This is a genomic window from Rhodococcus sp. IEGM 1409 (assembly GCF_030056735.1).
In the GTDB taxonomy this organism is placed as follows: domain Bacteria; phylum Actinomycetota; class Actinomycetes; order Mycobacteriales; family Mycobacteriaceae; genus Rhodococcus_F.
The window spans coordinates 370,271-396,069 of the sequence record NZ_JASHKN010000003.1 but is presented as its reverse complement, the minus strand read 5'-3'; the positions used below and the strand labels follow the sequence as shown (position 1 = coordinate 396,069).

Here is a 25,799-nt window from a genome sequence, read left to right as displayed (position 1 = left end):
CGCCATCATGGCATCCAGCATTCGTATTGCCCGGCTCAAGGGCGAGGCCGAAGCGGCCGTCAAGAGCATGAAGCTCATCGCCACCAAGGCCGACGAGGAAGCTCGCGACCTCACCGAAGACGAGCAGGCCGAGTTCGACAAGTACAAGACCCAGGCCGAGGAACTCGTCAAGAACCTCGAGGCCGCCCGTCACGACGTCGAGGTCATCTCGGCGGCAGAGACGCTCGCCAAGCAGGTCGGCACCGAGCCCGTCGAGGAACCCACCTCCGATGACACCACCAAGGCGAAGGCACAGTCCCTCGGCCTGCAGGTCGTGGGCTCCGCGCAGTTCAAGTCCGCGATGGCCCCGTACAAGGGCGCCGGCCAGGTCCCCGAGCGCTCGCGCTTTCAGACCGACCCGATCGGCATCAAGGGCCTGTTCGTCGGCGCATCGCCTACCTCGGGCGGCGCGTTCGTCACGCCCGAGCAGACCGGCATCGTCGAGATGCTCGGCCGCAAGGAACTGACCATCCGTAACCTGGTCAGCGTTCGCCGCACCGGCTCCGACACGGTGGAGTACGTGGCGCAGACCGCGCACACCAACGCCGCGGCAGTGGTTCCCGAGGCTACGTCCTCGGCGGCACCGACCGCACCGGCATCCGGTGGCGGCGCCCTGATCCCCAATGCCGGAGGCGGCTACAAGCCCGAGGGCAGTTGGGCATTCGAGCGCAAGACCGCGGTCGTCAAGACCATCGCCGAGTGGGTGCCCGCCACCAAGCGCGCACTCGCCGACGTCGCAGCCCTCGAAGGGTTGATCAACGACGAACTCCGCGCCGACATCACGGAGAAGGAAGAGCAGCAGATCCTCAACGGCACCGGTGCCGGCGAAGACCTCACCGGCATCAACGCCACCTCGGGCATCCAGACGCAGGCGTTCGTCGACGACCTGTTCACCTCGGTGCGCAAGGCGATCACCAAGGTCCGCACCATCGGCCGCGTCGCCCCGACCGCGATCGTCGTGTCCCCGGAGGACGCCGAGCTGATCGACCTCGCCAAGGACGGCGAGAACCGCTACTACTACGGCGGCCCGTTCGCCTTCGGCAACCGCACCCTGTGGGGTGTCCCGGTCGTCGAATCCGAGTCGCAGCCTTCCGGTACCGCGACCCTCGGCGACTACAGCAAGGCAGTGCTGTGGGACCGCGAGCAGACCACGGTCACGGTCACCGACTCGCACGCGGACTTCTTCATCCGCAACATGATCGCCATCCTCGCCGAGGAGCGCGTGGCCTTCGCTGTCACTCGCCCGTCCGCGTTCGTGAAGGTCGCGACCCACGCTTAACTCGCACACCCTGGCCGGTCTGACCGCCGGCCGGGGTGGCGGGCCGACCGGGAAGGAGGACGAGATGGAACTCGACATCTACGAAGTGGACGTCAACGGCCGAACCACCACATTGCAACTCACCGCAGAAGACGCGAAAGCTCGTGGTCTGACGCCGAAGACCAAAGCGGCACCCGCGCCGGCCAACAAGGCGCGCACCCGCTCCCGCACCAAGGCGGTCTGACATGGATCCGCTGATCAGCCCCGAACAGTTCACCGCCCTGATGGCCGGGACCGGACTCGAAGAGTGGCGACTCAACGTCGCCTCCGCCGCGATCCGCTCCTACTGCGGCTGGCACGTCGCACCGGTGCTCGAGGAAACCGTCACCCTCGACGGCAACGGCGGCACAGTGCTGATGCTGCCGACCCTGCGCCTGGTCTCCCTCGACGAGGTCCGCGTGCACGGCGAGGTGGTCGGCGACGTCGAATGGTCACACATGGGTGCGCTGCGAGGGCGGTGGCCGAACCGGTGGCGCTCGATCCAGGTACGCATGCATCACGGTTTCGAAGCACCGGCGGATCTGCTCGGCGTCGTTCTCGAAGCGGCAGCGCGAGCGGTCAATTCGGAACTCGGTGGGCAAGCGGAAACGATCGGCCCGTTCAGCTTCTCCGCCTCCGAAGGTTCGACGGCGCTCTTCGATCACGAACTGCGCGTGCTCGACCGGTACAGGTTGGAGCGGCAAGCGTGAGCGAAACAGTGATCCGTATCCGCCGCACACCCGGCGGGCTGGACGACAACAACGATCCGATCCCCGGGGCGGTGACCAAGGTTCCGTTGCGCGCCAAAGCTGTTGCACCCGGCGCTTCCAAACGCAACCAGTCGCAAGAGCGTCAGGGCGAGACGATCGAACACACCGTCTACTTCCTGCCGGCGCCGGACCTGACCGACGACGACGAACTCGAGATCCGCGGGCTCGTCTGCAAGGTGCGAATCCTCGACTGGCGCTCGGCCTACGGGACGGGACGGCGCGGCATGGAAGTGCTCGCCTACCTCGGAAGGGGGTGACGATGTCCGGCATCGATTTTCAGATCGACCACGACGGCATCAACGAGATCCTCAACTCCCCCGAAGTGCGAGCACTCACCGACGCCGCTGCCGTCGAGATCGCGGCTGCAGCCAGGCAGGTGGCCGGTGACGGCATCCTGATCGAAGCGGACCCGTACACCACCGACCGCCCCGTCTCCTCGGTCGCGATCAAGGAGATCAGCGGTGTTGCCCGACAACTGAAATACGGCACGCTCACCAAGGCTGCCGGAATGGTCGGGCTGACAGTGAGGGGCCGATGAAACCGGCGCGCAAGGCATCCGACGCCGTCAAGCCGGTCAAGGAATTCCTCGCCGGAATCCTGGCCACTCGCGAGCCTGGCGTGCGGGTGGCGCTCTCACTCGATTCGAAGTGGGTTCCCGAGGTCGACGGCGCCGCCGCCGCACCGTTCATCGTCGTCCGAGATGACGGCGGCCCGATGGAGTGGCCGGTCTTCACCATCCCGCAGATCGGTGTCACCGTGTGGTCCAACGGCCGCACCCGATCACGCGAACTCGCAGCCCTGTGTCAAGGACTGCTTCTCGCACATCGGATTCCAGGCATCACCAACGTGATGGCCGGCTCGTCAATTCTCGACGACATCGACCCGGACAACGGTGGCCGCATCGCCGGTTTCACTGTCCCGGTTCGCATCCGCACCACCCCCATCTAACCGCCTCCCTTCGGAGGAACTGAGCCCTTGAAAGGGGTCATTTGTCATGGCTGTTATCAATCCCGACAACGCGTCGGTCTTCGACGAGGGCGAGGGTTACCTCCTCGATCCCGAGTACACCGGCACTCTCGAAGCTGCCATCCCCGCCCCCGGTCAGGCACCTGGCGCGATGTGGCTCGACTTCGGTCTGCTCGGCACCGAAGGCGTCACCTACACGCCCGGTCTCGAAAAGACCTTCCACGACGGCTGGGGAAACCCGCGCTTCAAGGGCAAGACGAGCAAGGGCACGCTCGAGCTCTCGCTCAATGCGCTGGAGCAGAACACTGTCACCAAGCGCATCGCCTACGGCAAGCACGAGGGTTACATCTCGCTGCCCAAGGGATTTCACGCGCACCTGCTGCTCGTCACCCGTGAGGATGACGTCGAAGAGATCGAAGTGACGACCCGCCCGGCGCTGCTCACCTCCGGTGCGTGGACGAAGTCGGAGTCCGGTGTGCGGACCTTCCCGATCACCGCGGACCTGTTCGCCGACGCCGAGGGCCGGGTGCTGCGCAAGATCGACGAGGTGAACGCGGGCCCGAAGACGTTCACCGTCACCGTGCCTGCGGGCACCACGGCGGGCACCTTCCCGTTGCGCGTGGACAACCAGACCGTGGTGGGCATCGCCTACAACGCGGCCAATGCCGCTGTGAAGGCTGCGCTCGAGCTGCTGTCGACGGTGACCTCGGCGACGGTAACCGGTTCTGCCGGCGGCCCGTACACGGTGGTCCTCGCGAACGGCGGCACCCTCACGGCTCCGCCCGCATCGCTCACCCCGGCAGGCGTCGTCACCGTCGTCTCCGCCTGATACCCCGATCGCCCGCCGGTGTGCAGCCCGGCGGGCGATCGGCTCCACCTGCTGCACAAACCCTTTCTGCACAAAGGAGTTCGCATGGACACCTCACGCATTCCGCCGACATGGTTCTTCGCACTCGTGATGACGGTCGGCGCACTCGAACTCGCCCGAGACCGGCAGCGCACGTGATTACTCCGCCGCGCCTCCGTACCCCGAGTGACGCCGAAATCAATGCCGCGGCAATCGCACTCGACGTGATCAAACCGGGTGAGCGCCTCCGTCCCCGCGATCGAGCCAAGGTCGCCAAGACCATTCAGATCGCCGAGCAGCTACCGGACGAAGACGACGAGGACGAACTACCGCCGTCTGATCCCATCGCGCTCATCGCACAAACCTACGCCGACCTGATCAAGGCCGGACTCACAGACCTCGCCGCCGACCGAATCACGGCGGCCATCGCACCACACATCTGGCGCGACAACCAAGGAGCTGCACATGCCCTCAAATGAAGACTTCGACGACTTCGAGAACACTCCGGACGCCGACGAGCCCACCGCCGCTGAGATCGAGGCCGCTCGCCGCCTCCTCGCGAAGGTAGATCAGCCGAGCGATGTCGAAGACCTCCCCGACGTCGTCGCGCCGCAAGTCAAGTTGGTCGGCGAGGATGTCGAATACGCGTCGGAAGCCGTCGCGCACACCAAGTCCAAGAAGGGCAACCGCAAACAGCGCCGCTCCGCCAGCAAGATCCCGGACAACGCGCCCAAGCCGCAGGACCACCAGAAGGCGACCGCGGCACGTCAAGGCGAAGCCACCGACGCGACCATCGTCCTCACCTTGTGGGGCGAGGAAATCCGAGTCGACCGCTCCGCCCTGATCGACAACTGGGACTGGAACCTCGGCGCCATCGGCAAGAACCCGCTCCACATGGTCAAGGGCCTGCTCGGCGACAAGCAGTTCTTCTGGTTCTGCGCTCGCTCGCAGGCGGAAGGTAAGCCGCCGATGAAAGCAGCGTCGGAAATCATGACGATGTTCGCCGAGGAAGCGGGCATGGTCAACGAGGGAAACTCCTAGGCCTCCTCGCTGTCCTGCAGTTGCGGGGCGACGACATCGAGGCCGACCTCAAACGGTTCTACCAAACCGATCTGCGAGACCTCTGGCGTCCCGGTGGTGGCGACTCACAGCTGACCTTGCGTCTGCTGTGGGTCTACATCCGCCGACTTCCGCACACCTCAGCGCTCGCGATCTCCGACAACGGTGGACGCATGCCGTGGTCGATCGAAGACCACCTGCTCGCAGACCTGTGGGCACTGCAGGCGAACCGCGGCAAGAAGCGTGGGGCGCGGTGGCACGACTACCCGAACCGCCCGAAACCTGCTGCGAAGAAATCGAACTCGAAGCTCGACGACGAGCGGATCAGGCGCGGCCAGCAGCGATTGGCTGAGCGGGCACGCAGACTGGAAGAAGGTACCTGAGCATGGCCAGATCTGTCGGCTGGGCGTCACTGCAAATTCTGCCGACCATTCCCGGCATCGCGAACGAGATCACACGGCAGGTCTCGGGACCGATCCGCCAGGCCGGCACCGCAGCAGGCGCGAGCCTCGGATCGGCGATGGCCGAGGGCGTCAAGAAGTCCGAAGCCGAAGTGGTTTCCGCGACAAAGAAACTCTCGGCTGAGCGGGACAAGGCCGCGGACTCCTCAAACAAGGTCCGCATCGCCGAACTCAAGCTGCAGGAATTGCGTGACTCCGGCAAGGCGAAGGCATCGCAGATCGCCACCGCTGAGGCAGCGGTAGAGAAGGCGAGACGCGACAACAACAAGCAGGCGGGTGCGGCCGAGGCAGCGGAAACGCAACTCACGCAGGCACGTAAGCGTGCCGCTGATGCTGCCGAGGCTGCGGCGAACGCCAACGATGATCTCGCTGATTCCAACGACGACGTCGCTCAGTCCGCTGAGAAGGCGGGTGGCGGTTTCAAGTCGATGTTCTCCGGACTCGACTCGGGCACAAAGAAACTCGCCGGGCTCGCGGCCGGTGTCGCCGGTGTCGGCGCTGCCACCGACTTGGTCGGCAAGTCGATGGAGCAGGGCAAGCTAGGCTCCAAGCTCGCGGCATCGTTCGGTGAGAGCGCCGAGGAAGCCAAGCGCTACGGTGCGGTCGCGGGCGATCTCTACGCATCCGGTGTCGGCGGATCGATGGACGACATCCGGGAAGCGGTGTCCGCTGTCGGTGGTTCGTTCGGATCTCTCGACACGATGGGCGGCGCACGGCTGGAGCAGCTCTCGTCCAAGGCGTCTGGTTTCGCGGACATCTTCGACCAGGATGTGTCCGGGTCGGTGCAGGCTGCCAGTCAGCTGATGACGAACGGTCTCGCCGGTAGCGCCGACGAAGCATTCGACCTTCTCACGCGAGGCATGCAAGAGGTCTCTGTCGAGATGCGGGGCGAGCTACCTGAGATCCTGAATGAGTACGGTACCAACTTCCGTGCCCTCGGGTTCGATGGCAAAGACGCCATGAACATGCTGGTGAGTGCGTCACAGGGTGGTGCGATTGCCCTCGACAAGACGGGTGACGCGCTCAAGGAGTTCACCCTCCTCGGCTCCGACATGTCCGAATCCTCGCAAGAGGCGTACAAGAAGATCGGCCTGAACGCCGAGGAGATGTCCAGGTCTATCGCTACTGGCGGGCCTGCAGCGCAAGACGCGCTACAGAAGACCGCCGCCGGGCTGATGAACATCAAGGATCCGCTCGACCGGGCGAACACGTCGCTGCAGCTCTTCGGCTCCCCGCTGGAAGACCTGTCGGTCGATCAGATCCCCGGATTCCTTGGTGCCCTCGCGGGTACTGACGATGCCATCGGAAATTTCGAGGGTGCTCTCGACGGTTCGATCTCAGTCCTCAATGACAATGCCGGATCTGCCCTCGAAACCTTCAAGCGCGGTCTCGAGCAGAACGTCACGAACATGCTCGGTGACAATGTCATCCCGATCCTGAGTGAGTTCACGGGCGCGCTCGGAGAGAACGAGGGCTCAGCGCTGGCTGCTGTGGCCGGAATGACTGGTCTCGGAGGCGCGGTCGCCGGATTCGAAACCGCCAAGGGCACATTCGATTCCGTCAAAGAGGGCGCTGTCGGCCTCAAGGACGGTTTCGTTTCCGCTAAGGACACCGCGGTCGGCATGGCTGACAGCGTCAAGAAGGGCGTCACTGCGGTCAAGGACTTCGACGTCGCATCCAAACTGTCTTCTGCGACCACGAAGATCTGGTCCGGAATTCAGTTGGCGTTCAACGTCATCATGTCCGCGAACCCACTGATGCTGATCGTGATCGGCATCGGCCTACTCGTCGCCGCAGTCGTCCTCATCGCGACGAAAACAACGTGGTTCCAAACGATCTGGGACGCAGTGTGGGGCGGAATAACCGCCACCTGGGACTGGGTGTGGGGCAAACTGCAGGAAGGATGGGAACTTCTCAAGCAGGCGTTCGGCTCGATCGGCGACAAGGTCACGCAGGTTAAGGACTGGATCGTCGGAAAGTGGAACGAGCTGGTCGACTTCGTCACCGGCATTCCCGGCCGCATCGCAGCGATCGCATCCGGGATGTGGACTTCTGTCACCGATGCCGCTGGCGGCGCCAAGGATTGGGTCGTCGGCAAATGGGACGAGATGATCGGATTCGTCACCGGACTACCGGGCCGAATCAGGGATGCAGCGTCAGGTATGTGGGACGGCATCAGTGATGCGTTCAAAGCGATGATCAACTGGGTTATTCAGAAGTGGAACAACCTTTCTCTTCGCATTCCTCAGATCGATACCCACATTCCGGGCATCGGGAAGATCGGTGGATTCGGTCTCGATACGCCGGACATTCCACTGCTCGCTTCGGGTGGTATTGCTGGCCGTCGCAAGGATGGAACGCTCTGGGGGCCGGGTACGCCGACGTCCGACTCGATCCTCGCTATGGACAAGTGGGGCATGCCCACCGCTCTTGTCTCGACCGACGAGGGCGTGGTCAACGCAGAGGCCATGGCCAACGGTGGCTCCGAGCTTGTTGGTGCGCTCAATGCCGGCTGGACACCGACGGCGTCCGAGTTGCACACGATGTTCCCGGACCTGCCGAAGTATGCGGGTGGCGGTGTTCTCGGCGGAATTCAAGCTGGTGCGAATCAGCGCAAGCCTGTCGACGTCTACCGGGACTGGAGCATGGTCCCCACGACACCGCAGACACCGGCACCGGTCAATCCCGAGGTGTTCGGCGGAACGAACTGGACTCCCCCAGTACAGAACGCGGCCGGCAACGGTGTCCAGAACACCAGCGCATCCGGCACCTCGGGCTCACCGGCCGCACCGGCCGAACCGGCCGCACCGGCCGCACCGACAGCGCCAGTGGCAACTTCAGGTGGCGGCGGCATAGGTGAGCCGTACGGCCTCCCTGCTGGGTCCAGCATCAGCTATGGGTCTGCCGGATTCCCCGAGTGGGTAACCAGCCTGGCGTCGACAAACGGCCTGCAGCCGAGCACATATCCCGGCCATCAGGAGAGCGATCGAGGAGAGGCGGGCTATGCCCCCAATCCTGATCACCTCAACCGAGGAATCGACTGGTCCGGGCCGGTCACTGCGATGCAGACCTACGCCGAATGGCTGCTGTCGATCGCACCGAAGTCCGACGGGCTCGAGCAGATCATTTGGCAGAACCCGAACACTGGCCAGAAGATCGGTTGGGCCGGGCGCAGCGAGGATGTGAGCGGAAGCTACTTCGCGTCGGACTATTCCGGACATCAGGATCACGTACACACGCGAACATCGGCCTCCATTGGCGATGTCGCACCTGAGCCAGAGGTTGCGCCGACAAGTCCCGACACGGCGACATCGACATCGGGTGTCGCGGGGACGACGTCGACCACAACCGAGACCACCAGTGCCCCTGAAGCGCAGAAGGTGTTCTCGGCGCGGGATCGGATCAAGACGATGTTCACGGATGTCGCCGGGATCTGGGCGGACTCTGCGATCGAGATCGCCGGTGTCGGTGAATGGCTCGACCTCGCCGACCGGTACACGATCACCGACAGTGCGAAGTCCTCTTCGACGTCGACAACGGAAACGATGTCGAAGAAAGAGGCGGATGACGCGATCGCAGCGGGCACCGTGCCGCCCGTCGACACGGTCCAACGCACCGGTCACGATCTGTACGCGTACGAGATCGCCCGCGCAGCCAAGGAAATGGGACTCGGCGAGCATGCAGCCGCGATCGGTGAAGCGACCGCACTCGTGGAGGTCGGCGACCCGCTCAAGATGTTCGCCAATTCAGGACTTGCTGCATCACTGAATCTCCCGCACGACGCTGTCGGCTCCAATGGCAGCTCCACCGGGTTGTTTCAGCAGCAGGACTTCCCGGAGTGGGGCACGCTCGAACAACGGATGAATCCGTTCGAGAGCGCGAAGATGTTCTACGAGAAGTTCCCGCTCGGCTGGGAACTGATGGATCCAGGCGCGGTCGCCCAGGCCGTGCAGCGTAGCGCATTCCCCGCCAAGTACGGCCAGGCAATGGGCCGCGCCCGCGAGTTGGTCGAAGGCACATCGCTGTTCGACACCGGCGGGGTCTGGGAACCGGGAACCCTCGGGTTCAACGGACTCAACGATCCGGAATTCGTTCTCAAGGACGCTCACTGGAAGGTCGCCGAGGCGAACATCGACAAGGTCGACGAACTGGTTTCTGCCGGTGCAGGCGTCGGCAGCGGGCCGCGGGTGCAGATCAACAACAACCAGCAAGTGACGCTCGCTGATCAGGATTCCTGGCAGCGCGATCAGGCCAGCCAGCAACGGCTCGCCCTCATGCGATTCGGAGGCTGACTGTGCTCGACATTGCCATCATCGGCGCGAACGGCCACCGACTCGACGTCAGTGGCCGCAACGCCGGCAAGCAGGGCGTGATGATCAAAGCTGGCCAACTCCAGGGGATCCTCAACCCGCCGATCAGTAGTGAGTGGACACGGGCGGCGAGAGAACGTGGTGGCCGGTTCAAGTCCCGCACCTACCCGTGGCGCGACATCACCATGGGCCTTCATCTCTTCGGAGATGAAGGCCCCATGGACATCGAGCAACTCGACGGACTGCTGGATCAGATGATCACCGACGCCCCGGACGAGTGGGACGAGGACGAGCAGCTCGCCCGGATCGTCGTGAAATCCAAGCGCGACATCCGGCGACTGTTCATCCAGCGCTACGACACCACTGACCTGGATCCGGAATTCGATCCGACGCTCGAAGATGAGCAGTATCTGAATCCGATCTACAAAGTGCGCTCCGCTCAGCCGTTCTGGGAGGGTCGCAAGGCCGTCACGCATTTCGAGGCGACCACAACCTCGGCGTCCGATTTCATCGCGGTCTCGAATCCGACGCCCATCACCATGATTCAAACGTGGGTGCTCACTCGGGCGCAGTGGAACATCCCGGATGTGTCCTGGACGGGCAAGAAGGGCAAGCGCGTTCCGGGCGGCAAGTATGCGAATCGGATCGTGCCACTGCTGCCGATCGATTCCGTTCATGCGGGCGCCCGGATCAACTACGACCCGATGCGCCTGATGCTCGAATCCTGGTCAGGAACGAACCTTCTCGGCGAGAACGGCGGCCGAGAGTTCTTCATGCACAAGATCCCGCCCTTCACTCCGCGCACTCTGCTTCCGATCAGCTACACGGGAGCACCGGCCGGTGGCGCTCGGGCGGAGCTGCATCAACCGCGGCTGTGGCCGAAACCGTTCGGGGGTGAATTGCTGTGACGGCAGTCGATTTCGATCTGTCCCTGGTGGAGCAGTGCGCCGCGATCATGCTGGAAACCGATCGCGTTCATCGTGAGCTCGAGATGATGCGGCGCACTCCGGCGCTGGTTCGGTTGTGGACCGGCGACAACTGCGACCTCGTCCACGTCATCGAGTGCGAAGACGAGGCCGAATGGGAAGACATCGAACTCGACGCCGGTGTCGGCACCCTGAAACTCGACTTCTCGATGCCGCAAGCGCAGTGGCTCAACGACATGTACGGCCGGGTGGAGCGCGGCGAGAAGATCAACGTCGTCGTCTCGGTCGATTACATGGGAACCCGCTGGTCCGGGCTGATGAAGAGGGTTGGAGTCGCGACCGACGAACTCGGGTATTCGCAACTGACGGCGACGTTCCTGTCGGATTTTCAGCAGCTCAAGACCAAACTGTTGTGGTCTACGCCGGTTATGCCGGCCGCATTCCAGCCGATCAGAGTGTTCGGACTCGCGGGGCCGATTCCGTGGGTGGTTCTCGGGGCACTGCACATCAACCTGTGCCGTGAGAACAATCCGATCCTCACCTTCCCGGATGATCCCCTCAAGCCGTCGGCATGGTGGGAAGGCTTCGACATGTCCACCTGGACAGTCGTCGTCAAGCCGGGCAGCTTCATGGACGGCGTGGCATCGGGTGTGCCGTGGGGCAAACTCACCTCGCGCTTCAAGTACTGGCACGAGGCCGCGACCGCGATGCTCGCCGACGGTGAACTGTCGCTGCAGTGGCGCCGCTGGTTCACCGGCGACCCGTTGCCGTGGCCGGGTGCGAAGCTGCGACACGGCGCGCTCGTGGTGTGGGTCGAAGACAAGTCCGGTGTGTTCGCCGGTACCGCGAACGGCGGCACATGGTTCGACGGACTCACGCGCACCATCCGCTCGTACACCGACGACTTCGTCGAGAACATCGATCAGGCGACGACCGGCATGCCGACAGTTGGCGACTACCGGATCCCCGGCAAGCGCCTGACCGATCCCCGCGTGCCGTACGTGTACTACCCGCCGGACAGTCCGGGAATTCTGCGCTCGAACTTCGACCAGCAATTGCCCGGCCCGATACAGCTCGTCACCGGTGGCCACTCGATGCCCGGCGTGAACGAGACCATGGGCGCGCTGATTCAGGGAATGTTCGATGTCGTCGGAAATCTGTTGCAGGTCGGGAGCATCGGCGGATCCATTGACCGAATCTTGGCCCCGTTCTACGAAGACACGGTGCTCGCCTGGATTGCGGTCAAAATGTTGCGCCGCGCCCAAACCTCGGGTGACTTCCGTGAATTCGAGTACTTCATCGCCTCGGGCGGCAAGGCGTACACCCTCGATTCGCTCGCGGTCCTTCGGCAGGGTGCGTTCGAAACTCGGGCGATCTTCTCCGGGGCACTGGAAATCATCAATGCCGCACCGTATGTCATCGGCGCGCCCGGCATCGGGCACTTCGGACGTGGCGACCGGGTAGCGACCCGCATTCCCGGCGACCTCACCCAACGCATGCACGTCGAACGAGTGTCGAAAACGGTTCTGTCCTGGGGAGTGGACCGATCACCGGACATCGCCATCACGCTCGGCGGCGAAAAGCTGCAACAAGATCCGATCCTGCGCCTGATGGCCGAGATCGCGAACAGTAAATCCGAACTCAAGGACATGGGGGTCATGTGATGAAGAAGGACGAGATACCTCTACGCGAGAGCTGCGACCTCGACGACCCGGAAGAGATGTTCTGGTGGATGTTCGTCTCGATGCCTGGTCTCAAAGGTGCGCTAGCGATGGTCCCACTCGAGTACTACCGGCTGATGTCCAAAAGACTGCACGACCTCGGCGCACGCCTCAAGTGTGACGAGTGCGGACATCAGGCCGAACCGATATCCAAACTGAGACTTCCTCAAACCGAGGAGCATTGGATGACGGGCCTGGGCAAGTGGGTGCCGGTCGACGAACCCGACCCACCCCGGACCGAAGCGAAAGACCTTGTGCGCCAGATGCCGAAAGAACTGCGCAACGAACTCACGAACGCCCTCGAAGCCGTTGAAGCCGAGGACTCCGCGAACCCACATCCGCCGATACTCCAGGAGGAGACATGACCTTCCGCACCGCCTACGGCAACACCCGCTCCGAGAACGGGTGGCGCATGTGCAACCGCGACGCCTGCGAACGCATTCTGATTCCCGGCGCCGACAATCAGTTCCTCGCCGCGATGATCGTCCGATCCGGACCGTCCGAGGTCGTCCTGCGCGCCTGGGCGATCTGGTACCACCGCAACGTCGAACGCCTCGACCTGTTCAAGTCCGGCGTCGGCGACGACTGGGGCTGGTCCGCCGTAAACGACGTCGCGAACTCGAACCATCTCTCCGGTACCGCGCTCGACTTCAACGCCGTGCAGTACCCATGGGGCTCGCGCACGATGCCCGCCGGGCGCAAGCAGAAGATCCGCGAAGGGTTGAACCTGTTCGAAGGCAACATCTTCTGGGGCGCCGACTGGTCCCGCGCCGACGAGATGCACTACCAGCTCAACGGAGGTACAGCATCCGGTGACGGTGCATCGGCGAAGCTCATCGCGTTCGCGCAGCGCCTCGAAGGCGGATACCTCGGGCTTCTGGCCGGCACGACGACCCCGCCGGTGATCCCGAAGCCTGTCACTCGCCCGACGCTGCGCCGCGGCTCCACCGGCGGTGACGTGACTTACCTCCAGGCGTTGCTCAATCGCATGTTCGCGAGCTACTCCAAGCTCGCCGTGGACGGCGACTTCGGTCCCGCCACCGAATCGGTTGTGCGCGAGGTGCAACGACGCTCCAACCTCGCCGCAGACGGCGTAGTCGGACCGGACACCTGGCGAGCGCTGGGCGTCCGATGACCATCCTCGCCATCGCCGCCGTAGTCCTCTGCGCCACCTGCCTACTCGCGTGGGCCGGGTGGCGCTGGGCCACCGGCCACGCCCTCATTACCCACCGTGATCAACTCGAACGAAGGAACTACTGACATGAGCATTTTCACCACATCCAAGTTTTGGGCCGATTCCGCTGAGCGCGCCGTGAAGACCGCTGCGCAGTCAGCTCTCGGCGTGCTGGGAGCAGGCGCACTGGGCGTCCTCGAAGTCGACTGGGCGAACGTCGGTTCCGTCGCCGCCCTCGCCACCGTTGTATCGGTGCTGACGTCGATCGCGTCGGGAAGCAAGGGCAATCCCGACTCCGCCAGCCTGATCGACTGAGCGCGTGGCATGGCTGCAGGAGTGGTTCGACACGCTCGGCGTCGGTGCGGTCCTGCTTGTGATCGTTGCGTGGCTGATCGGCCGGCGGAAAGGTAAGGCCGATATCGGGAAGATCGATTCCGAGTCGGGGAAGATCGGTGTCGAGGCGGCGCAGATCATCGCGCAGACCGCTACGGATCTTCTCGTGCCACTGTCGGAGCGAGTCGGGAAACTCGAAGCGCGGATCGAGGTTCTCGAGTCGGAGAACGAACACAAGACGAAACTGTTGGATTCGGCGATCCGGTTCATTCAGGAGTTATTGCGCTGGATCGGCATTCACGTGCCGGACGGGACTCCGCCGACGATTCCCCCGGACCTGGAAAGCGAGATTCAGCGATGACGTCACCTGATCCGAGCCGGCCGTATCCGACAGGAATGCTCGACGGGCTCGGCGGGATCGCGGCGTGGGCCAACAAAACCCGCGAAGAGTACGAAGCCGACGTCCTCGGTGGCGTCACCGAATCGACGAAGAAGATCAAACTGTTCGGTGGTGGCGTAGCCGGGACGCAGTCCGAGTTGGCGGGGCTGCAGTCCCGGACCCAGAAGCTCGAGGGCGTCATCGGCTACGCCCACGCCTATGCGAATGGCGGTATCTCGCTCTCGCTTGGTTCTGTGAAGTATCCGATGTCGAATCAGATCGGGCCTGTGGTTGGCACAACCATGACCAATGGCGCCTTCATCCTCGGATCGAAGGGTCTGTGGGTTGCTGACGGTCAAGCGACCTTTGATTTTCTGAACGCTGGAGTGAAGAAGATCAGCATGACGTTGAAGGTGTATGCCCCCAACGGTTCCGAGCACTTCAAACGGACGTCCATATTCGACACGGGGGAGCAGAACACGCGTTCTGTGCACATGCCGTTCACGGTTCCGTCCGCGGGCTATTACGTCGAACTGTGGGTCAATGCAGCCTTCGGTCGCGGCGTCTTCGGTGGCAGTGAATGGAACGGGCTGTCTGTCAACAAGATCAGTACCGAAGAGAACTAGGAGGCAACTGTGACCGCAACTCTGGTCGACGACCCGGAATATCCTCCGATCGACTACTTCCGCGGCTGGCCGCCGATCGAGGTGCGCACGGACGTCGAGTGGCACTATCTCGCGTGTCTCACGATCGCCGAGAGTGGGATCTTCGACGGCGATGTCGACGCCATGGCACTTGCCCTCAAGTCCAGCGCAGCACGAGAACAGGCGTACCGCGACGAGATCGTCGCCGGTTGGGCCGCAATCGAGACGGAGGCGCACGCGATGAACGACGCGATCGACATCGGGGAGGCAAGCACATGATCGGCTGGGAACCACTGCGCGACATCATGAGCATCACCAACGGCGACCTGATCTTCTCGCGCATCCGAGACGAAGGACCGATCCCCGCCGACACGGTCATCGAGATCATCTGGGACGACGGCCCGACATGGCCCGCCACCTCGATCGTCGGAAACAGGGTGGCCTGGCGCATCGAATCAGCCGAACTCACCGCCATCGACAGCGGCGACACCTTCACCATCTGGGTCCGATACCCCAACGGCGACACCGAAACCACCGACGACTACGAGTGGATCACAGGATCCGCTCAACGCCCCCTAGACGAAGGATTCTGACATGGCACTCGTATGCCCCGCCGCAACCGCCAACGCGATCGCGACATCCGCTGCAGCACTCGGCTCCACCTTCGGGCTCCACACTGGCAGCCCCGGCCCCGCGGGAACCGCAAACGAAGCGACAGGCGGCTCGTACGCACGCCAGACCGCAACACCCGGCACCGCAGCTCTCGGCGTCGTCGCGTGGTCGCAAATGACCTTCCCGGTCGCCGCCAACACGTACACCTACATGACACGGTGGAACGGCTCCACGCTTGTCGAGGTGATCGACAATCCGGACATCATCATCAGCCCGTCCGGCGAAGCCAAGGTCAACCACAAGGTGACCATCCCGTACGCACTCCCGGCCTAAGCCATGAGGTTCCCGGCCCCGGACGTCGGGGTAGCCCGGTTTCCAGGACCGGACATCAGAGCAGTCCGGTTCCCTGGCATCGACGAGGCCACGGCCCCTTTCCCTCCGGCACCGAAGCTAGTCGTGCGCGTGTCCACCGAGACGGTTGTCGACATCATCTCGACGGGCGTTGTGATCGGTGTGCCGTGGCATCTCGCCGAGACCGTCGTCGACGTCATCTCGACAGCGACAGTCGGCGTCTCCGTCACGGTCGACACACAGAGTGTGGTCGAAGTTGTCTCGCAGACGATCCAGATCGTCGACGTCGTGAGCTCCGAAACGATCGTCGACATCATCCCCGGAACCACAGTGAAGCCGTCGCCCACCGTCACCACAAACACGGTGGTGGACATCGCATCGACCAGCTCGGTCAAGCCGTCGCCGACGATCAACACCGAGACCGTTGTCGACATCGCGTCCACTGCTGTCGTCATCCCGTCGCCGACAGCGGCAGGCGAGACGATTGTCGACATCGCATCGACTGCCACCGTGAAGCCGTCGCCGACGATCAACACGAACACCACGGTGGACATCCTCTCCGAGGGGACCATCATCGTGTTCACGCCTATGGGCATGCTCAAATCGGGTCCGCTATCCACGCCCGCCTCGAACACCCGCCTACAGGTGACCGGATGGACCCAGGATCCCGCATATCCAGGCAGCGTGGTCAGCTCGGATGCACTTGTAGTCAACGGCGCGAAGACCGCAACCGTGACGGCCGCAGTCGCTTGGCAGGACCGCTGGTTTGCGACCAGCTACGTAGTCGAGATCCGGAAGAACGGAGTCCTGATACCTGGCGCAACTATCACCGGAACGGGACCATCGAGTGGAACGGGTATGAGCTTGACTGTTCCGCCCACGTCCGTCGCCGTAATACCCGGTGATCAGATAACCCTCTGGGCATCGGGCTCAGGCTTCGGCAACACCATTCTGGCTGCTGGAACCTACCTGCGAATCTCCTGACGAACGCACGACAAAGTCCCCGACCTTTCGAGGTCGGGGGCTTGTTGTCGTTTCAGGACTTGTCGAGATCGGTTCGAGCGCCGCGGCCGGGCCGGTTGGCGTTCCACTCGTCGACTGTCTCGGGTGTCCATCCGCGAGTCGATCCACGCGGGATCGTTCCGTCGTCGTTGACCGGGCCGATTACGACGTCCGGGGTGGGCAGTTTGTACCGCGAGAGCGAATCGGACGAGAGCCCGATTCGCTCCGCGAGTTGCGCTCGCGACAAGTACAGGACCGGCTTATGCGGTTCCATGCCGCCGCCTGGCGTTGTTGATCGACCATGCGCCGATACCGGCCCAGATGGCCCACATGGCGAGCATGGGCGTGCTGTAGGCAGTAACGGTGAGAACGCCGAGGATCACGCCGGACGCTGCAGTGGCCTGTACCCCGCGATCGGCAATGTAGCTGTTCATCTTGTTCCTTTCTCGGGTGGATCGGTGAGATGATGTGGTGGGAACCTGCCCGTTATCACCGGGCAGGTTCCCCTCTCACTTAGTCATCGTCCTTGTTGCGTTCCTGCCAGGTCTGGATTGCCTGGAGCACGAGACTCGCACCTGCGATGATGAGAGCGACCACATCGGTTCTCATCGAACCTCCTCTCTTGAGTTGTTGCCTTGCCTCTCGGCCTGACAAGAACAACTTTACCCGCCCGACGGGTATAGTGCAACACGTTGGACGGGTAAAGTTGAGAGAAATTCTGCGGCGAACTTACGTGGCCGATTCGCCCTGATCTACGAGATCCGTGCGCGCACCCCGACCAGGGCGAGACTCCGCCCACGCGTCGATCGTCTCCGGAAGCCACCCGAAGTTCCGCCCGGTCTGCGCATCCGCCGGCGGCAGATACCCGCGCCGGTCGTACGACTTGACGGTCTCGAGCGACAAACCGAGACGATCGGCTATCTCACCCTTGCTGAGGTACCGAATCATCTCAGTGATCAGCCCGTGCGTGCCGGACCTCGCTGGTGATGATCAGTGTCGCCACCGCTGCCCATGCGACACCCCAGATCGCCGCACGCGTCGGAGTGAAGTTATCGGACAGCAGAGCGACCGTGGTGACCGTGAAGAGCGCCAGCGCGCCCGTTCGCCTGTTCAGGTAACGCTTCATGGTTTCAGTGTCTCACTTTCTTGTCTCGTTGCAGTCAATCCGAGAGAGGGGGAGGATGGTCCGGTAGGACCGGGGGTGCTAGGCACACCCCCGGCTCTACTTGGTCACTTCCGTCGGTGTCGAGGTTTGCGCTTTTGGCGCTTCTCCCTCCACTCTCGGAACCGATGCTCTACCTCCCTCCATCCGAGCAGCAAGGCCACAACCAAGCTGACGACGAAGTAGATATCCGACTTATCGGGCATCTCAACCTCCCACTCTCTTGAATTGTTTTGTAGGGCTCATCGCCTTACAAATAGAACTATACACATATATGGGTGCAACGTCAATAAGTTTGAGAAATGTTGCCCGACAATGAAAAAGCCCCCATCTCAAACAGTGGGGGCATCGTCAGTCAGGTCAGCAATCGCCGGAGATCGCGTTGTTCGCCATCTTCACTAGTGCGGCTTGCTCGGACGGTGTAGCTGTCGCCCAGCCTTCACCCTCTTCGTCAGGCTCCACCGTAAATCCCTCAGTCGAATCTTCCTCCGTCAGTTGGCTGATCGCGAGGATTGTTTCAGGATCGGTGATTTCCATGGATGCTGCCCAAGCCTGCATTTCGACGCAGCCTTGATGCATCTCGGCGGCCGACATGAGAATCGGCGCATTCACAGAGGTAGTCAGCCCGTCCGGTGTCACGCCGTAGATTCCTCGGCTAGCAGGTTGCGTTGTAGTCGACTTCGGCGTGGCTGTCACCTTAGTCGTCGTCTTCGGCACGCTTGTCTCCGTTGGGAGCGCGAGACCATCCAGCGCGTTGAACGTCGACGTAACCGACGGCCTGATATCCGTCTCCGCTGGACTGCTCGAGCACCCCGCGAGGATGAGCGCGGTCGGGATCGTGAGAGCGAGCAGGAATCGTTTCATCAGCAATAGATACCAGACGGTTTGGCTAGGTAGCATTTCACCTACCTCCCAATATTCGAGAAAGGAATCGCCATGACTGACTCAATGCCTTCAGCCTTTGAGCCTCACACACTCGGCGAGGTGAGTGCCACCGTGAAATCAACCCTGCAGCGGGAAGTAGATGTCATAGTTCCACTTTCTGGGAGCGTGGATGCGGAGTGGCGCGCCGAATTTCAGGCAATCGTGAATGCACATTCTAGCAACCTCTCTTTTGAGCAGGCAGGGATTGGCATCAGTGGGGATGTCGCGTCCATCCACTACACAGTTGCTGCGGATTACTTTGATCTTTCCGTGCAGGAAATTCGCAATATCGTCGACCGCACGAATGAGGCGTACGTCTACAAAGTCCTCCCTGCTCGCAAAGAAGCGAGGGACAGGGAGTTGTCCGCAGCCGGTGAACGGGCACGACTGGAGGCAGAGTTGGCCGACAAGGTCAAGAAGATCAACGATCTCAATAGCTGACGTGTGGTCATTTTGACTACACGTGCCGACTCCCCGCCCTCTAGGCGGAGAGTGACAGACTTCCCGCCAGGAAGGCACTCACGGACCTGATGTCAGTTGAACCGACACCAGGTCCAGGGTTGCTGGTAAGGGAGTACCCCTCAGGAACTGGTGGACATCATGTCCACCAGTGTGGGACGTTCACCTTGAACGTCCCTTGTTCGTGAGGGCCGGGGCTTCATGCCGACACGCCGACGCGTCGACACACCGTTTGTGACGAAACGAAAATCGGAGCCTCTCGGTACGCAGAGGGTACGCAGTAGATTCGAAAGACTCCCATCAAGGCCAACGCAGTCAACGGAATATTCGCAGGTAGATTCGTCGCACCGATAAATGCCAACCATCGCAAACAACCAGGTGGCAATCCGAGCTCTACTACGACGTGTGATCCGCATCCTGACGTAAGTCAGACCTGCAAGTACCGAGTGCACCCGTCCCGCGTCTGCGGGGCGGGTGCACTTGTTTCGGTCCGATCGAATGTGTCCACCACACATGTGCCCGTAGGTGTCGAGCGTCGTCTTCGCACTCGCGTGCCGCATCCCGAGCCTGAACTGTCTTGATATCAGCTCCCGACGCGATGAGCAGCGAGGCGAGAAAGTGCCGCAAATCGTGAAAGCTGAACTCATCCGGTAGGTCCACCTCCCGCCACCTTCACCGTCCGCAAGGCCCGCTCGATCAACCCCGACGCCGCGGCTATTCCTGACCTGTACGTCACCATCTGCTCATGCGGCCACTGCTGTACCGACGAGGAGAGCATGAGCGCGAGTGTCTGCGGCACCGGAATCGACGCATCACTCCCCCTGGTCTTTAACATTTTGTCCGGCCACTGCTGCTTCGGGTGCACAGCCCCACGGATGAATCGACGTCAGCAACACGAAGAGCCGATGCCTCTGCGATGCATGGAAACTGCGTGCCTGGCGATCTGACTTAAGTCGCATGGTATCGATTGACGCCATCTTGCTCTCGTACTGCATTTTGGTCAGATGCGTCTGTTCGGGATATTCCCGATGGAGGCAATCACTCACACGCCGAGCAACTTCGTCGTCGGAGTGCGAAACGCGAAGTGGTGTATCACAGATGACCACTAAGTTAGTCGACAACCTGACCGCGATCCGGCGACGAACAATGTAACCTCCGTCCATGGCCAGTTCACTCACCGCTGTCCACTCACAGACCAAAGCTTCATCAGTCGACTGCGACGAAATCTGCCCCAACGGCACTCTATGCATGGGATCTTCACATCTGAAATAGCTGTCGTACGGTCGCTCTACTCTCAGAGTAAGATACTTGAGCGACAAGGGGTTTCAGCACGACGAGTGAACCGGTGGCTGACTTCGATGCAGACTTCAGGATGATCTTCGTCAACGATTTCTACGCGGTCTACGTTCCGGGCTTGGGATTTCGGCCACTGACTCCGACTCCGACAAAGCTACAGCCAAGTTGGTTCGACAGCTGCGGCAGTATGCATACTGGTGGAACCACTCCGACGACCCCACCTCGGAGCGTCCGGCGCGGAGCGCGGCACTGGCGGCCCAGGTAGATGCACTGACCGACGAGGAGATCGTCGAATGGATCAACACGAACCGGACCCGTCGAGAACATGTCCGTGGCCATGAAAAAGTATCCACTGGTGGCCAGGTCGGGGTTCCCACTGGTGGCCAGGTCGGGGTTCCCACTGGTGGCCAAATAGAAGTCCCCGCCCCGTGTTCGTCGTGTCGATCAGGAACTTATGGCCCGAGCGGTGACGGTGAAAGTGCCAACCACACGCCGCACCACCCGGGGAGTTCCATTGAAGTCTGCGAGGGACCGTAAGGACATCATTTCCACCTACCAACAAGTCGGGTCGCACCGAGCAGCCGCCGAGCTGTGCGGCACCACCCACAAGTCCGTCAAACGCACCGTCGAACGATTCGAAGCCGAGCAAGCAGGTCACACCCCGCTGCTCGCGCCGAACGTGAACACAACTACGACGCCGTGGCAAAGCTGGTCACCGAACGCGTCGAGAAATCGAAAGGCAGGATCTCCGCAAAACGCATCCTGCCGATCGCCCGCACCGCCGGCTACGACGGGTCGGACCGCAACTTCCGGCGTTTGGTCGCCGAGGAGAAGGAGAAGTGGCGGGCCGAGCACCACCGCAGCCGCAGCCGCCGCAGCCGCCGCCGCCGCCGCCGAGCAGTGTGGGCGCCGGGTGATTACCTGGTCATCGACTGGGCCACCATCGGTGGACTGCACTTGTTCTGCGCGGTCATGGCCTACTCGAGGTGGCAGTTCGTAGCGTTCGCGACCGACGAGAAAGCCACCACCACAATGGCTTTGATCGACGAGGTGCTCGCCGCGGTTGGCGGGGTACCCGCGAAAGTTCTCGCCGACCGAAGGGGCTGCCTCATGGTGGTGTCGTGGCGAACGTCGTCATCCCGACCCCGAATTACGTCCGGTTCGCCACGCACTACGGGTTCGCACCGGTCTTCTGCCACGCCAACGACCCACAGCCGAAAGGCGTCGTGGAAAACCTCGTCGGCTACGCCCAACGCGATCTCGCTGTACCGCTGCTCACCGAAGCAGCGGTCGGCGACACCACCGTCGATGTCCATGCCGCGAACGCGGCCGCGAAGACCTGGTGCGCAGAAGTCAACGCACGGGTGCACTCGGAAACCTGCGCCATCCCCGACGAACATACTCTCGCGCAACCGGGAACAGCATCGGTACTCGATAAACACTACGCCGGCGCCCGACCTGCCCCGAACCGAGGACCACGTCCGAGAACGACTGTCGAGCAACAGTTCTGCGAACTCGGAACGAGCGCGGAGCAGTTCCTCGTCGGCGCCGCAGCGATCGGCAACACCCAACTTTCGTCCGAGCTCGAGATCCTCCTCGCGCTCGGCGCAGCCCACGGCCAGGAGGCGTTGGTCAGTGCATCGAAACGCGGTGGCCTTTCGGCGGTTCAAAGCAGCCGATGTCCGCTCGATCCTCGCAGCAGGAGCCGGGACACCCAACCCCGACCTGCCGGTGATGCGCTGATTCTGGATCTGCCGACCGCTCCGACCCGATTCCTGGATGCCTACACGATCCACCCGTCATCCGGTGATCAGCAGGTGCCGCCATGACCGACACCAAAATCGAGGACAAGCGAGCAGACCTACTACCGTTGGACCGCAACAGGTTCCCGATCTGGCGGTTGGTCTCGACGCGGGCTGCGGCGGCTCAAACTCGCCACGATCCGCAGGACCGCACCCGAAGTGCTGCTCACCGCCAAGACCCAACGGTGGACACCGGCGGAGGTCCTGCGGACGTTGATCGAATCCGAGCTCCCGGCCCGCGATGCCTCGAACATCGTCAACCGACTCAAAGCGGCGGCGTTTCCGGTGACGAAGACGCTGGAATCGTTCAATCTCGCTGCGTCGTCGATTCAGCCAAAAGTCTTCGACTACCGTCGAGTCTCGAATGGGTTCGGACGCAATCGAACTTGGCGATCATCGGGCCCGCCGGAACAGGGAAGTCGCACACCCTGATCGGACTCGGCGTCGCAGCGATCCACGCCGGGTACAAGGTCCGCTGCTTCACTGCCGCCGATCTCATCGAAAAATTGTATCGCGGTCTGGCCGACAATACCGTCGGCAAGATCATCGAATCGCTACTGCGCGTCGATCTCATCATCGTCGACGAGATGGGATTCGCGCCGCTCGACGACACCGGAACACAACTGCTCTTCCGGCTCGTTGCCGGCGCCTACGAGCGCCGATCCTTGGCGATTGCCTCGCACTGGCCGTTCGAGCAGTGGGGTCGATGTCTGCCCAAGCACACCACCGCGGCGATGATCCTCGACCGGTCGCTCCATCACGCCACCGTCGTCGTCACCGACGGCGAGTCCTACCGCATGAAAGACGCACAACACCGAAAGGACCGCCCCTGACCAACCGAAAACATCAACACGGGGTGGAGACTTCTACTTGGCCACCAGCGTGGACTTCATCTTGGCCATTGACAGAGAACATTTCTCACTACACTTGCCGCCGGCTATCAGTTCACCGGCTTTGAGGTCTTCCTCGATGAAAACGGCGCGCGTGTGGTCATCGCACCAGATCTCGGCCTTTTGTCGGGTAAACAAACTCTTGCGGAAACTGTCGCAGACATGACGCACGCCGTGATCGACTACGCCGACGAATGGGTGGCCCGACCAGAACTCCGAACCGCGAGAGGTCGCATCTCGAACGAAGACGTTGTCGCAACGATCCGATCGATGAACTGTCCAGAGGTATGTGAGTGGGTGATTGGCGAAATCAGACAGGATCATGCCGTTCAGGGCATGGCCGCTCCTTCGGGATCCGAAGCTGCGCAACAATATCTGCCGAGTCCTAGGTCCACTCCTGCAGTTCGATCTGCCGGGAATGAATCACCGAGCCTGACGGAGGAACCTGATCTCGAAAATCCACCAGGCCACCGCCCTCACCCTCGATGATCGCAGCGAGGTACGCACGTTTCTCCTCTGACCAGCCACTGCCCGATGTTGCCATCAGGTTTATCCCAGTCGACGATTTCTGCATGACGCTTGCGACTCACGCTTGTTCTCCTGTCTCGCGGGCACGACGAACCAGTCCTGACCCGCGTCCTTCCCAGTGGGCGAACGATCTCGCATGAATGGTGTTCGCACGCCTATCTGCTGCGTCTATCTGACCGGCTGAGTACATGTCGATCACCGTCTGTATCTCGTCCATAGACCGCACCTTGTCCCCACTGCTGATATACGTCCACGCACACTGGCATTCACCCATCCAGTAACGTCACACCCTCCCAGAAGCGTGATCGTCGATTACTACCGCCCCCAACGTCATTGAGTCGTTCCAACGCCAGCGGAGGATCCGATACGTAGATCATCGGCAAGCCGTCCGCACCGGTGACCGCCCAATTCAGGTTGTCAGACTGTTGCAACTCGCGGAGTCTGGAGAAGATCTGGCTTGGACGCAAAGGACCGCGATACGTCTCTCTCCGCGGTCGATCCAAAATCCTTGCCGCATATCCGGCTGTTCGAAGGATCGTCCTGAACCCTGAGACATCGTCCGCTGCGGTTCCTATCTTCCGCCAACGCGTAATCCACTCGCTGGCAGCATCACTGAGCCGTACTGCTGTGTCCCCCAGAACAAAATGTGCCGCCACCATCGCGGAGTAGTCGCAAAAGCCAGCATGTTTGACACCGACCGCATACATCAACTGATTGAACACAACGATCGAGACATTCGATTCGCCCAACTCCGCGCGGCGGATGGTTGATTCGGAGACGCCCGATATCGCTGCAACCTCTCGCTGACTGAAGCCGATATGCGTGCGAGCATCATGAAGTCTTGTATAGAAGTCACCGTTCGAGCGTATCCGGGAGAAAACTATCCTGACCAGCAATGTTATCGAACTGGGCTGTGCCCTAAGCCTGAAGAAATTTTCGTTCCCGGCGGAGTGGGCGACAAGTGTTTAGAGAATTCCGGGCACTGACGAACAGACCAATCGATAGGCAGAAAGCTGCCCTATCTGAGTCGCCCCGGAGAGCGGCAGTGTGGCATTCCCCGATTGAACGCCACACGGCCGCGTCAGCATCCGGCTCATCGATTCACTGCCACGGTCAGAAACCCCATCAGTCCATATGTTCCAACTGGACCAAGCTCACCGTCAACAGAATCATTCACTCGACGCGATCGCCCTCCAAATGATACCCACATTCGCCTCAATATTGACGGGCTCCTGAGCTTCATCCAGAAGAACCTCAAGGTGAAGTGGCGCCGTCACTAACCCGAGAACCTGCCCTGGATCAATATCTCTCCTGATCTGACCATTCTCTATTCCGCGGTGGATGATCGTACCGGCCGCAGTGAATCGTTTCTGCCAAAACTCCCGCCTCCGTTCGGCCATATCGTCACTGTCGACCGGTTCGATGGCTTGGCGGGCCAGAGATTGTCCAACCGCAGTCCCCATAAAGTCTCTCAATGTCTGACAGAACTGTATGAGATCTGTTCGAGCATCGCCCGTATCGGGGATCGGGGCATCGTCCTCGACAATGTTGTAGACGGCCTCGGCAAGGATGTTGTTGAGCGTTTGCCAGCGACGGTAGATCGAGGTCGGATGGACATCGGCGAGCTTGCTGATACGAGCAACCGTAACCGAGTCGTAGCCATCCTCGGCGATCAGCTTGGCGGCCGCATCGAGCACCGCCGTGGTCACGTGCGTTCCTCTGCGTTTAACCAACGGGTTCGTTCTCCTCACTCTCGGGACTTTGGTCCTAGCTTGCTTCGTCGATCAGGGGTAAGCAATGGATTTATTGCAACTCGTGTTGCGATGTGGTTATATCCACAGGCACAC

General features: G+C 61.9%; 34 protein-coding genes and 2 pseudogenes. 26 read left to right on the top strand and 10 right to left on the bottom strand.

Annotated features, from left to right (window positions below; translation table 11 throughout):
* The first annotated feature begins 7 nt into the window (after positions 1 to 7).
* From QM716_RS11845 to QM716_RS11735, 23 genes are all read left to right on the top strand, one after another.
* A complete protein-coding gene (locus tag QM716_RS11845) occupies positions 8 to 1,318 on the top strand; it encodes a phage major capsid protein (protein WP_283304313.1) in 1,311 nt (436 codons plus the stop codon).
* Between the two features lie 64 nt (positions 1,319 to 1,382).
* Positions 1,383 to 1,541, top strand: coding sequence for a hypothetical protein (locus QM716_RS11840; RefSeq protein WP_214887932.1), 159 nt, complete (start codon positions 1,383 to 1,385; stop codon positions 1,539 to 1,541).
* Between the two features lies 1 nt (position 1,542).
* Positions 1,543 to 2,046, top strand: coding sequence for a hypothetical protein (locus tag QM716_RS11835; RefSeq protein WP_283304312.1), 504 nt, complete (start codon positions 1,543 to 1,545; stop codon positions 2,044 to 2,046).
* On the top strand, positions 2,043 to 2,363 hold the full coding sequence (locus QM716_RS11830; protein WP_283304311.1) for a hypothetical protein: 321 nt from the start codon (positions 2,043 to 2,045) through the stop codon (positions 2,361 to 2,363). Before QM716_RS11835 ends, QM716_RS11830 begins: the two co-directional genes overlap by 4 nt.
* A gap of 2 nt (positions 2,364 to 2,365) precedes the next feature.
* The gene (locus QM716_RS11825) at positions 2,366 to 2,644 is read left to right on the top strand and encodes a hypothetical protein (RefSeq protein WP_054831592.1); all 279 of its coding nucleotides are present in this window, start codon (positions 2,366 to 2,368) and stop codon (positions 2,642 to 2,644) included.
* Complete coding sequence (locus QM716_RS11820; RefSeq protein ID WP_283304310.1) at positions 2,641 to 3,054, top strand: hypothetical protein; 414 nt, start codon at positions 2,641 to 2,643, stop codon at positions 3,052 to 3,054. Before QM716_RS11825 ends, QM716_RS11820 begins: the two co-directional genes overlap by 4 nt.
* A 46-nt stretch (positions 3,055 to 3,100) precedes the next feature.
* Positions 3,101 to 3,901, top strand: a complete 801-nt coding sequence (locus QM716_RS11815) for a hypothetical protein (RefSeq protein WP_283304309.1) — start codon at positions 3,101 to 3,103, stop codon at positions 3,899 to 3,901.
* A 173-nt stretch (positions 3,902 to 4,074) separates the two neighbouring features.
* On the top strand, positions 4,075 to 4,398 hold the full coding sequence (locus QM716_RS11810; RefSeq protein WP_283304308.1) for a hypothetical protein: 324 nt from the start codon (positions 4,075 to 4,077) through the stop codon (positions 4,396 to 4,398).
* Entirely contained in the window at positions 4,385 to 4,960 is a 576-nt protein-coding gene (locus tag QM716_RS11805) for a hypothetical protein (protein WP_283304307.1), read from the top strand. The genes QM716_RS11810 and QM716_RS11805 overlap by 14 nt, the downstream gene beginning before the upstream one ends.
* Positions 4,961 to 4,980: 20 nt before the next feature.
* Complete coding sequence (locus QM716_RS11800) at positions 4,981 to 5,361, top strand: hypothetical protein (protein WP_283304306.1); 381 nt, start codon at positions 4,981 to 4,983, stop codon at positions 5,359 to 5,361.
* 2 nt (positions 5,362 to 5,363) lie between these two features.
* Entirely contained in the window at positions 5,364 to 9,731 is a 4,368-nt protein-coding gene (locus QM716_RS11795) for a phage tail tape measure protein (protein WP_283304305.1), read from the top strand.
* Between the two features lie 2 nt (positions 9,732 to 9,733).
* The gene (locus QM716_RS11790) at positions 9,734 to 10,657 is read left to right on the top strand and encodes a hypothetical protein (RefSeq protein WP_283304304.1); all 924 of its coding nucleotides are present in this window, start codon (positions 9,734 to 9,736) and stop codon (positions 10,655 to 10,657) included.
* Positions 10,654 to 12,339: a Gp37-like protein gene (locus tag QM716_RS11785; RefSeq protein ID WP_283304303.1), complete on the top strand. Its 1,686-nt coding sequence runs from the start codon at positions 10,654 to 10,656 to the stop codon at positions 12,337 to 12,339. The genes QM716_RS11790 and QM716_RS11785 overlap by 4 nt, the downstream gene beginning before the upstream one ends.
* Positions 12,339 to 12,761 (top strand): phage gene 29 protein family protein, encoded by a 423-nt coding sequence (locus tag QM716_RS11780; RefSeq protein WP_283304302.1) that lies wholly within the window; start codon positions 12,339 to 12,341, stop codon positions 12,759 to 12,761. The genes QM716_RS11785 and QM716_RS11780 overlap by 1 nt, the downstream gene beginning before the upstream one ends.
* Entirely contained in the window at positions 12,758 to 13,531 is a 774-nt protein-coding gene (locus QM716_RS11775; protein ID WP_283304301.1) for a peptidoglycan-binding protein, read from the top strand. Before QM716_RS11780 ends, QM716_RS11775 begins: the two co-directional genes overlap by 4 nt.
* Positions 13,528 to 13,656: a hypothetical protein gene (locus tag QM716_RS11770; RefSeq protein WP_283304300.1), complete on the top strand. Its 129-nt coding sequence runs from the start codon at positions 13,528 to 13,530 to the stop codon at positions 13,654 to 13,656. Before QM716_RS11775 ends, QM716_RS11770 begins: the two co-directional genes overlap by 4 nt.
* A gap of 1 nt (position 13,657) precedes the next feature.
* Positions 13,658 to 13,885: a holin gene (locus tag QM716_RS11765; RefSeq protein ID WP_054831581.1), complete on the top strand. Its 228-nt coding sequence runs from the start codon at positions 13,658 to 13,660 to the stop codon at positions 13,883 to 13,885.
* Between the two features lie 4 nt (positions 13,886 to 13,889).
* The gene (locus QM716_RS11760; protein WP_283304299.1) at positions 13,890 to 14,264 is read left to right on the top strand and encodes a hypothetical protein; all 375 of its coding nucleotides are present in this window, start codon (positions 13,890 to 13,892) and stop codon (positions 14,262 to 14,264) included.
* Entirely contained in the window at positions 14,261 to 14,908 is a 648-nt protein-coding gene (locus tag QM716_RS11755; protein WP_283304298.1) for a hypothetical protein, read from the top strand. The genes QM716_RS11760 and QM716_RS11755 overlap by 4 nt, the downstream gene beginning before the upstream one ends.
* A 9-nt stretch (positions 14,909 to 14,917) precedes the next feature.
* Complete coding sequence (locus tag QM716_RS11750; RefSeq protein WP_283304297.1) at positions 14,918 to 15,205, top strand: hypothetical protein; 288 nt, start codon at positions 14,918 to 14,920, stop codon at positions 15,203 to 15,205.
* Positions 15,202 to 15,519, top strand: coding sequence for an LtfC-like domain-containing protein (locus QM716_RS11745; protein ID WP_283304296.1), 318 nt, complete (start codon positions 15,202 to 15,204; stop codon positions 15,517 to 15,519). The genes QM716_RS11750 and QM716_RS11745 overlap by 4 nt, the downstream gene beginning before the upstream one ends.
* A 1-nt stretch (position 15,520) precedes the next feature.
* Positions 15,521 to 15,871 (top strand): phage tail fiber protein, encoded by a 351-nt coding sequence (locus tag QM716_RS11740; protein ID WP_283304295.1) that lies wholly within the window; start codon positions 15,521 to 15,523, stop codon positions 15,869 to 15,871.
* A 129-nt stretch (positions 15,872 to 16,000) separates the two neighbouring features.
* Complete coding sequence (locus tag QM716_RS11735; protein WP_283304294.1) at positions 16,001 to 16,873, top strand: hypothetical protein; 873 nt, start codon at positions 16,001 to 16,003, stop codon at positions 16,871 to 16,873.
* A gap of 52 nt (positions 16,874 to 16,925) precedes the next feature.
* Here the strand turns inward: QM716_RS11735 and QM716_RS11730 are convergent, their stop codons facing one another.
* The 5 genes from QM716_RS11730 to lpqV all read right to left on the bottom strand — a co-directional run bounded on the left by QM716_RS11730 (position 16,926) and on the right by lpqV (position 18,749).
* Complete coding sequence (locus QM716_RS11730) at positions 16,926 to 17,165, bottom strand: helix-turn-helix domain-containing protein (RefSeq protein ID WP_283304293.1); 240 nt, start codon at positions 17,163 to 17,165, stop codon at positions 16,926 to 16,928.
* Complete coding sequence (locus QM716_RS11725) at positions 17,152 to 17,325, bottom strand: hypothetical protein (RefSeq protein ID WP_283304292.1); 174 nt, start codon at positions 17,323 to 17,325, stop codon at positions 17,152 to 17,154. The genes QM716_RS11730 and QM716_RS11725 overlap by 14 nt, the downstream gene beginning before the upstream one ends.
* Positions 17,326 to 17,620: 295 nt before the next feature.
* Entirely contained in the window at positions 17,621 to 17,839 is a 219-nt protein-coding gene (locus QM716_RS11720; RefSeq protein ID WP_283304291.1) for a helix-turn-helix transcriptional regulator, read from the bottom strand.
* A gap of 1 nt (position 17,840) precedes the next feature.
* Positions 17,841 to 18,017, bottom strand: coding sequence for a hypothetical protein (locus tag QM716_RS11715; protein ID WP_214887882.1), 177 nt, complete (start codon positions 18,015 to 18,017; stop codon positions 17,841 to 17,843).
* 396 nt (positions 18,018 to 18,413) lie between these two features.
* Positions 18,414 to 18,749 carry a lipoprotein LpqV gene (gene lpqV, locus QM716_RS11710; protein ID WP_283304469.1) on the bottom strand — a complete coding sequence of 112 codons (336 nt, stop codon included), beginning with the start codon at positions 18,747 to 18,749 and terminating at the stop codon, positions 18,414 to 18,416.
* A gap of 240 nt (positions 18,750 to 18,989) precedes the next feature.
* Here lpqV and QM716_RS11705 point away from each other — a divergent pair, with 240 nt between their 5' ends.
* Positions 18,990 to 19,418: a hypothetical protein gene (locus QM716_RS11705; protein WP_283304290.1), complete on the top strand. Its 429-nt coding sequence runs from the start codon at positions 18,990 to 18,992 to the stop codon at positions 19,416 to 19,418.
* A gap of 661 nt (positions 19,419 to 20,079) precedes the next feature.
* On the opposite strand, the gene QM716_RS11700 is transcribed toward QM716_RS11705, so the two are convergent.
* The gene (locus QM716_RS11700; RefSeq protein ID WP_283304289.1) at positions 20,080 to 20,271 is read right to left on the bottom strand and encodes a hypothetical protein; all 192 of its coding nucleotides are present in this window, start codon (positions 20,269 to 20,271) and stop codon (positions 20,080 to 20,082) included.
* A gap of 975 nt (positions 20,272 to 21,246) precedes the next feature.
* On the opposite strand from QM716_RS11700, the pseudogene istA reads away from it, so the two are divergent.
* Together istA and istB are read left to right on the top strand one after the other, a co-directional pair.
* Positions 21,247 to 22,561: pseudogene (istA, locus tag QM716_RS11695) on the top strand (IS21 family transposase).
* A gap of 64 nt (positions 22,562 to 22,625) precedes the next feature.
* Positions 22,626 to 23,367 (top strand): annotated as a pseudogene (gene istB / locus QM716_RS11690) (IS21-like element helper ATPase IstB).
* Between the two features lie 33 nt (positions 23,368 to 23,400).
* On the opposite strand, the gene QM716_RS11685 reads toward istB, so the two are convergent.
* From QM716_RS11685 to QM716_RS11675, 4 genes are all read right to left on the bottom strand, one after another.
* Entirely contained in the window at positions 23,401 to 23,748 is a 348-nt protein-coding gene (locus tag QM716_RS11685) for a hypothetical protein (protein WP_283304288.1), read from the bottom strand.
* Positions 23,749 to 23,809: 61 nt separating this feature from the next.
* Entirely contained in the window at positions 23,810 to 23,968 is a 159-nt protein-coding gene (locus QM716_RS11680) for a hypothetical protein (RefSeq protein WP_283304287.1), read from the bottom strand.
* A 250-nt stretch (positions 23,969 to 24,218) separates the two neighbouring features.
* The gene (locus QM716_RS29370; RefSeq protein ID WP_502942017.1) at positions 24,219 to 24,848 is read right to left on the bottom strand and encodes a helix-turn-helix domain-containing protein; all 630 of its coding nucleotides are present in this window, start codon (positions 24,846 to 24,848) and stop codon (positions 24,219 to 24,221) included.
* Between the two features lie 273 nt (positions 24,849 to 25,121).
* A complete protein-coding gene (locus QM716_RS11675) occupies positions 25,122 to 25,661 on the bottom strand; it encodes a TetR/AcrR family transcriptional regulator (protein WP_283304286.1) in 540 nt (179 codons plus the stop codon).
* Between the last annotated feature and the right edge of the window lie 138 nt (positions 25,662 to 25,799).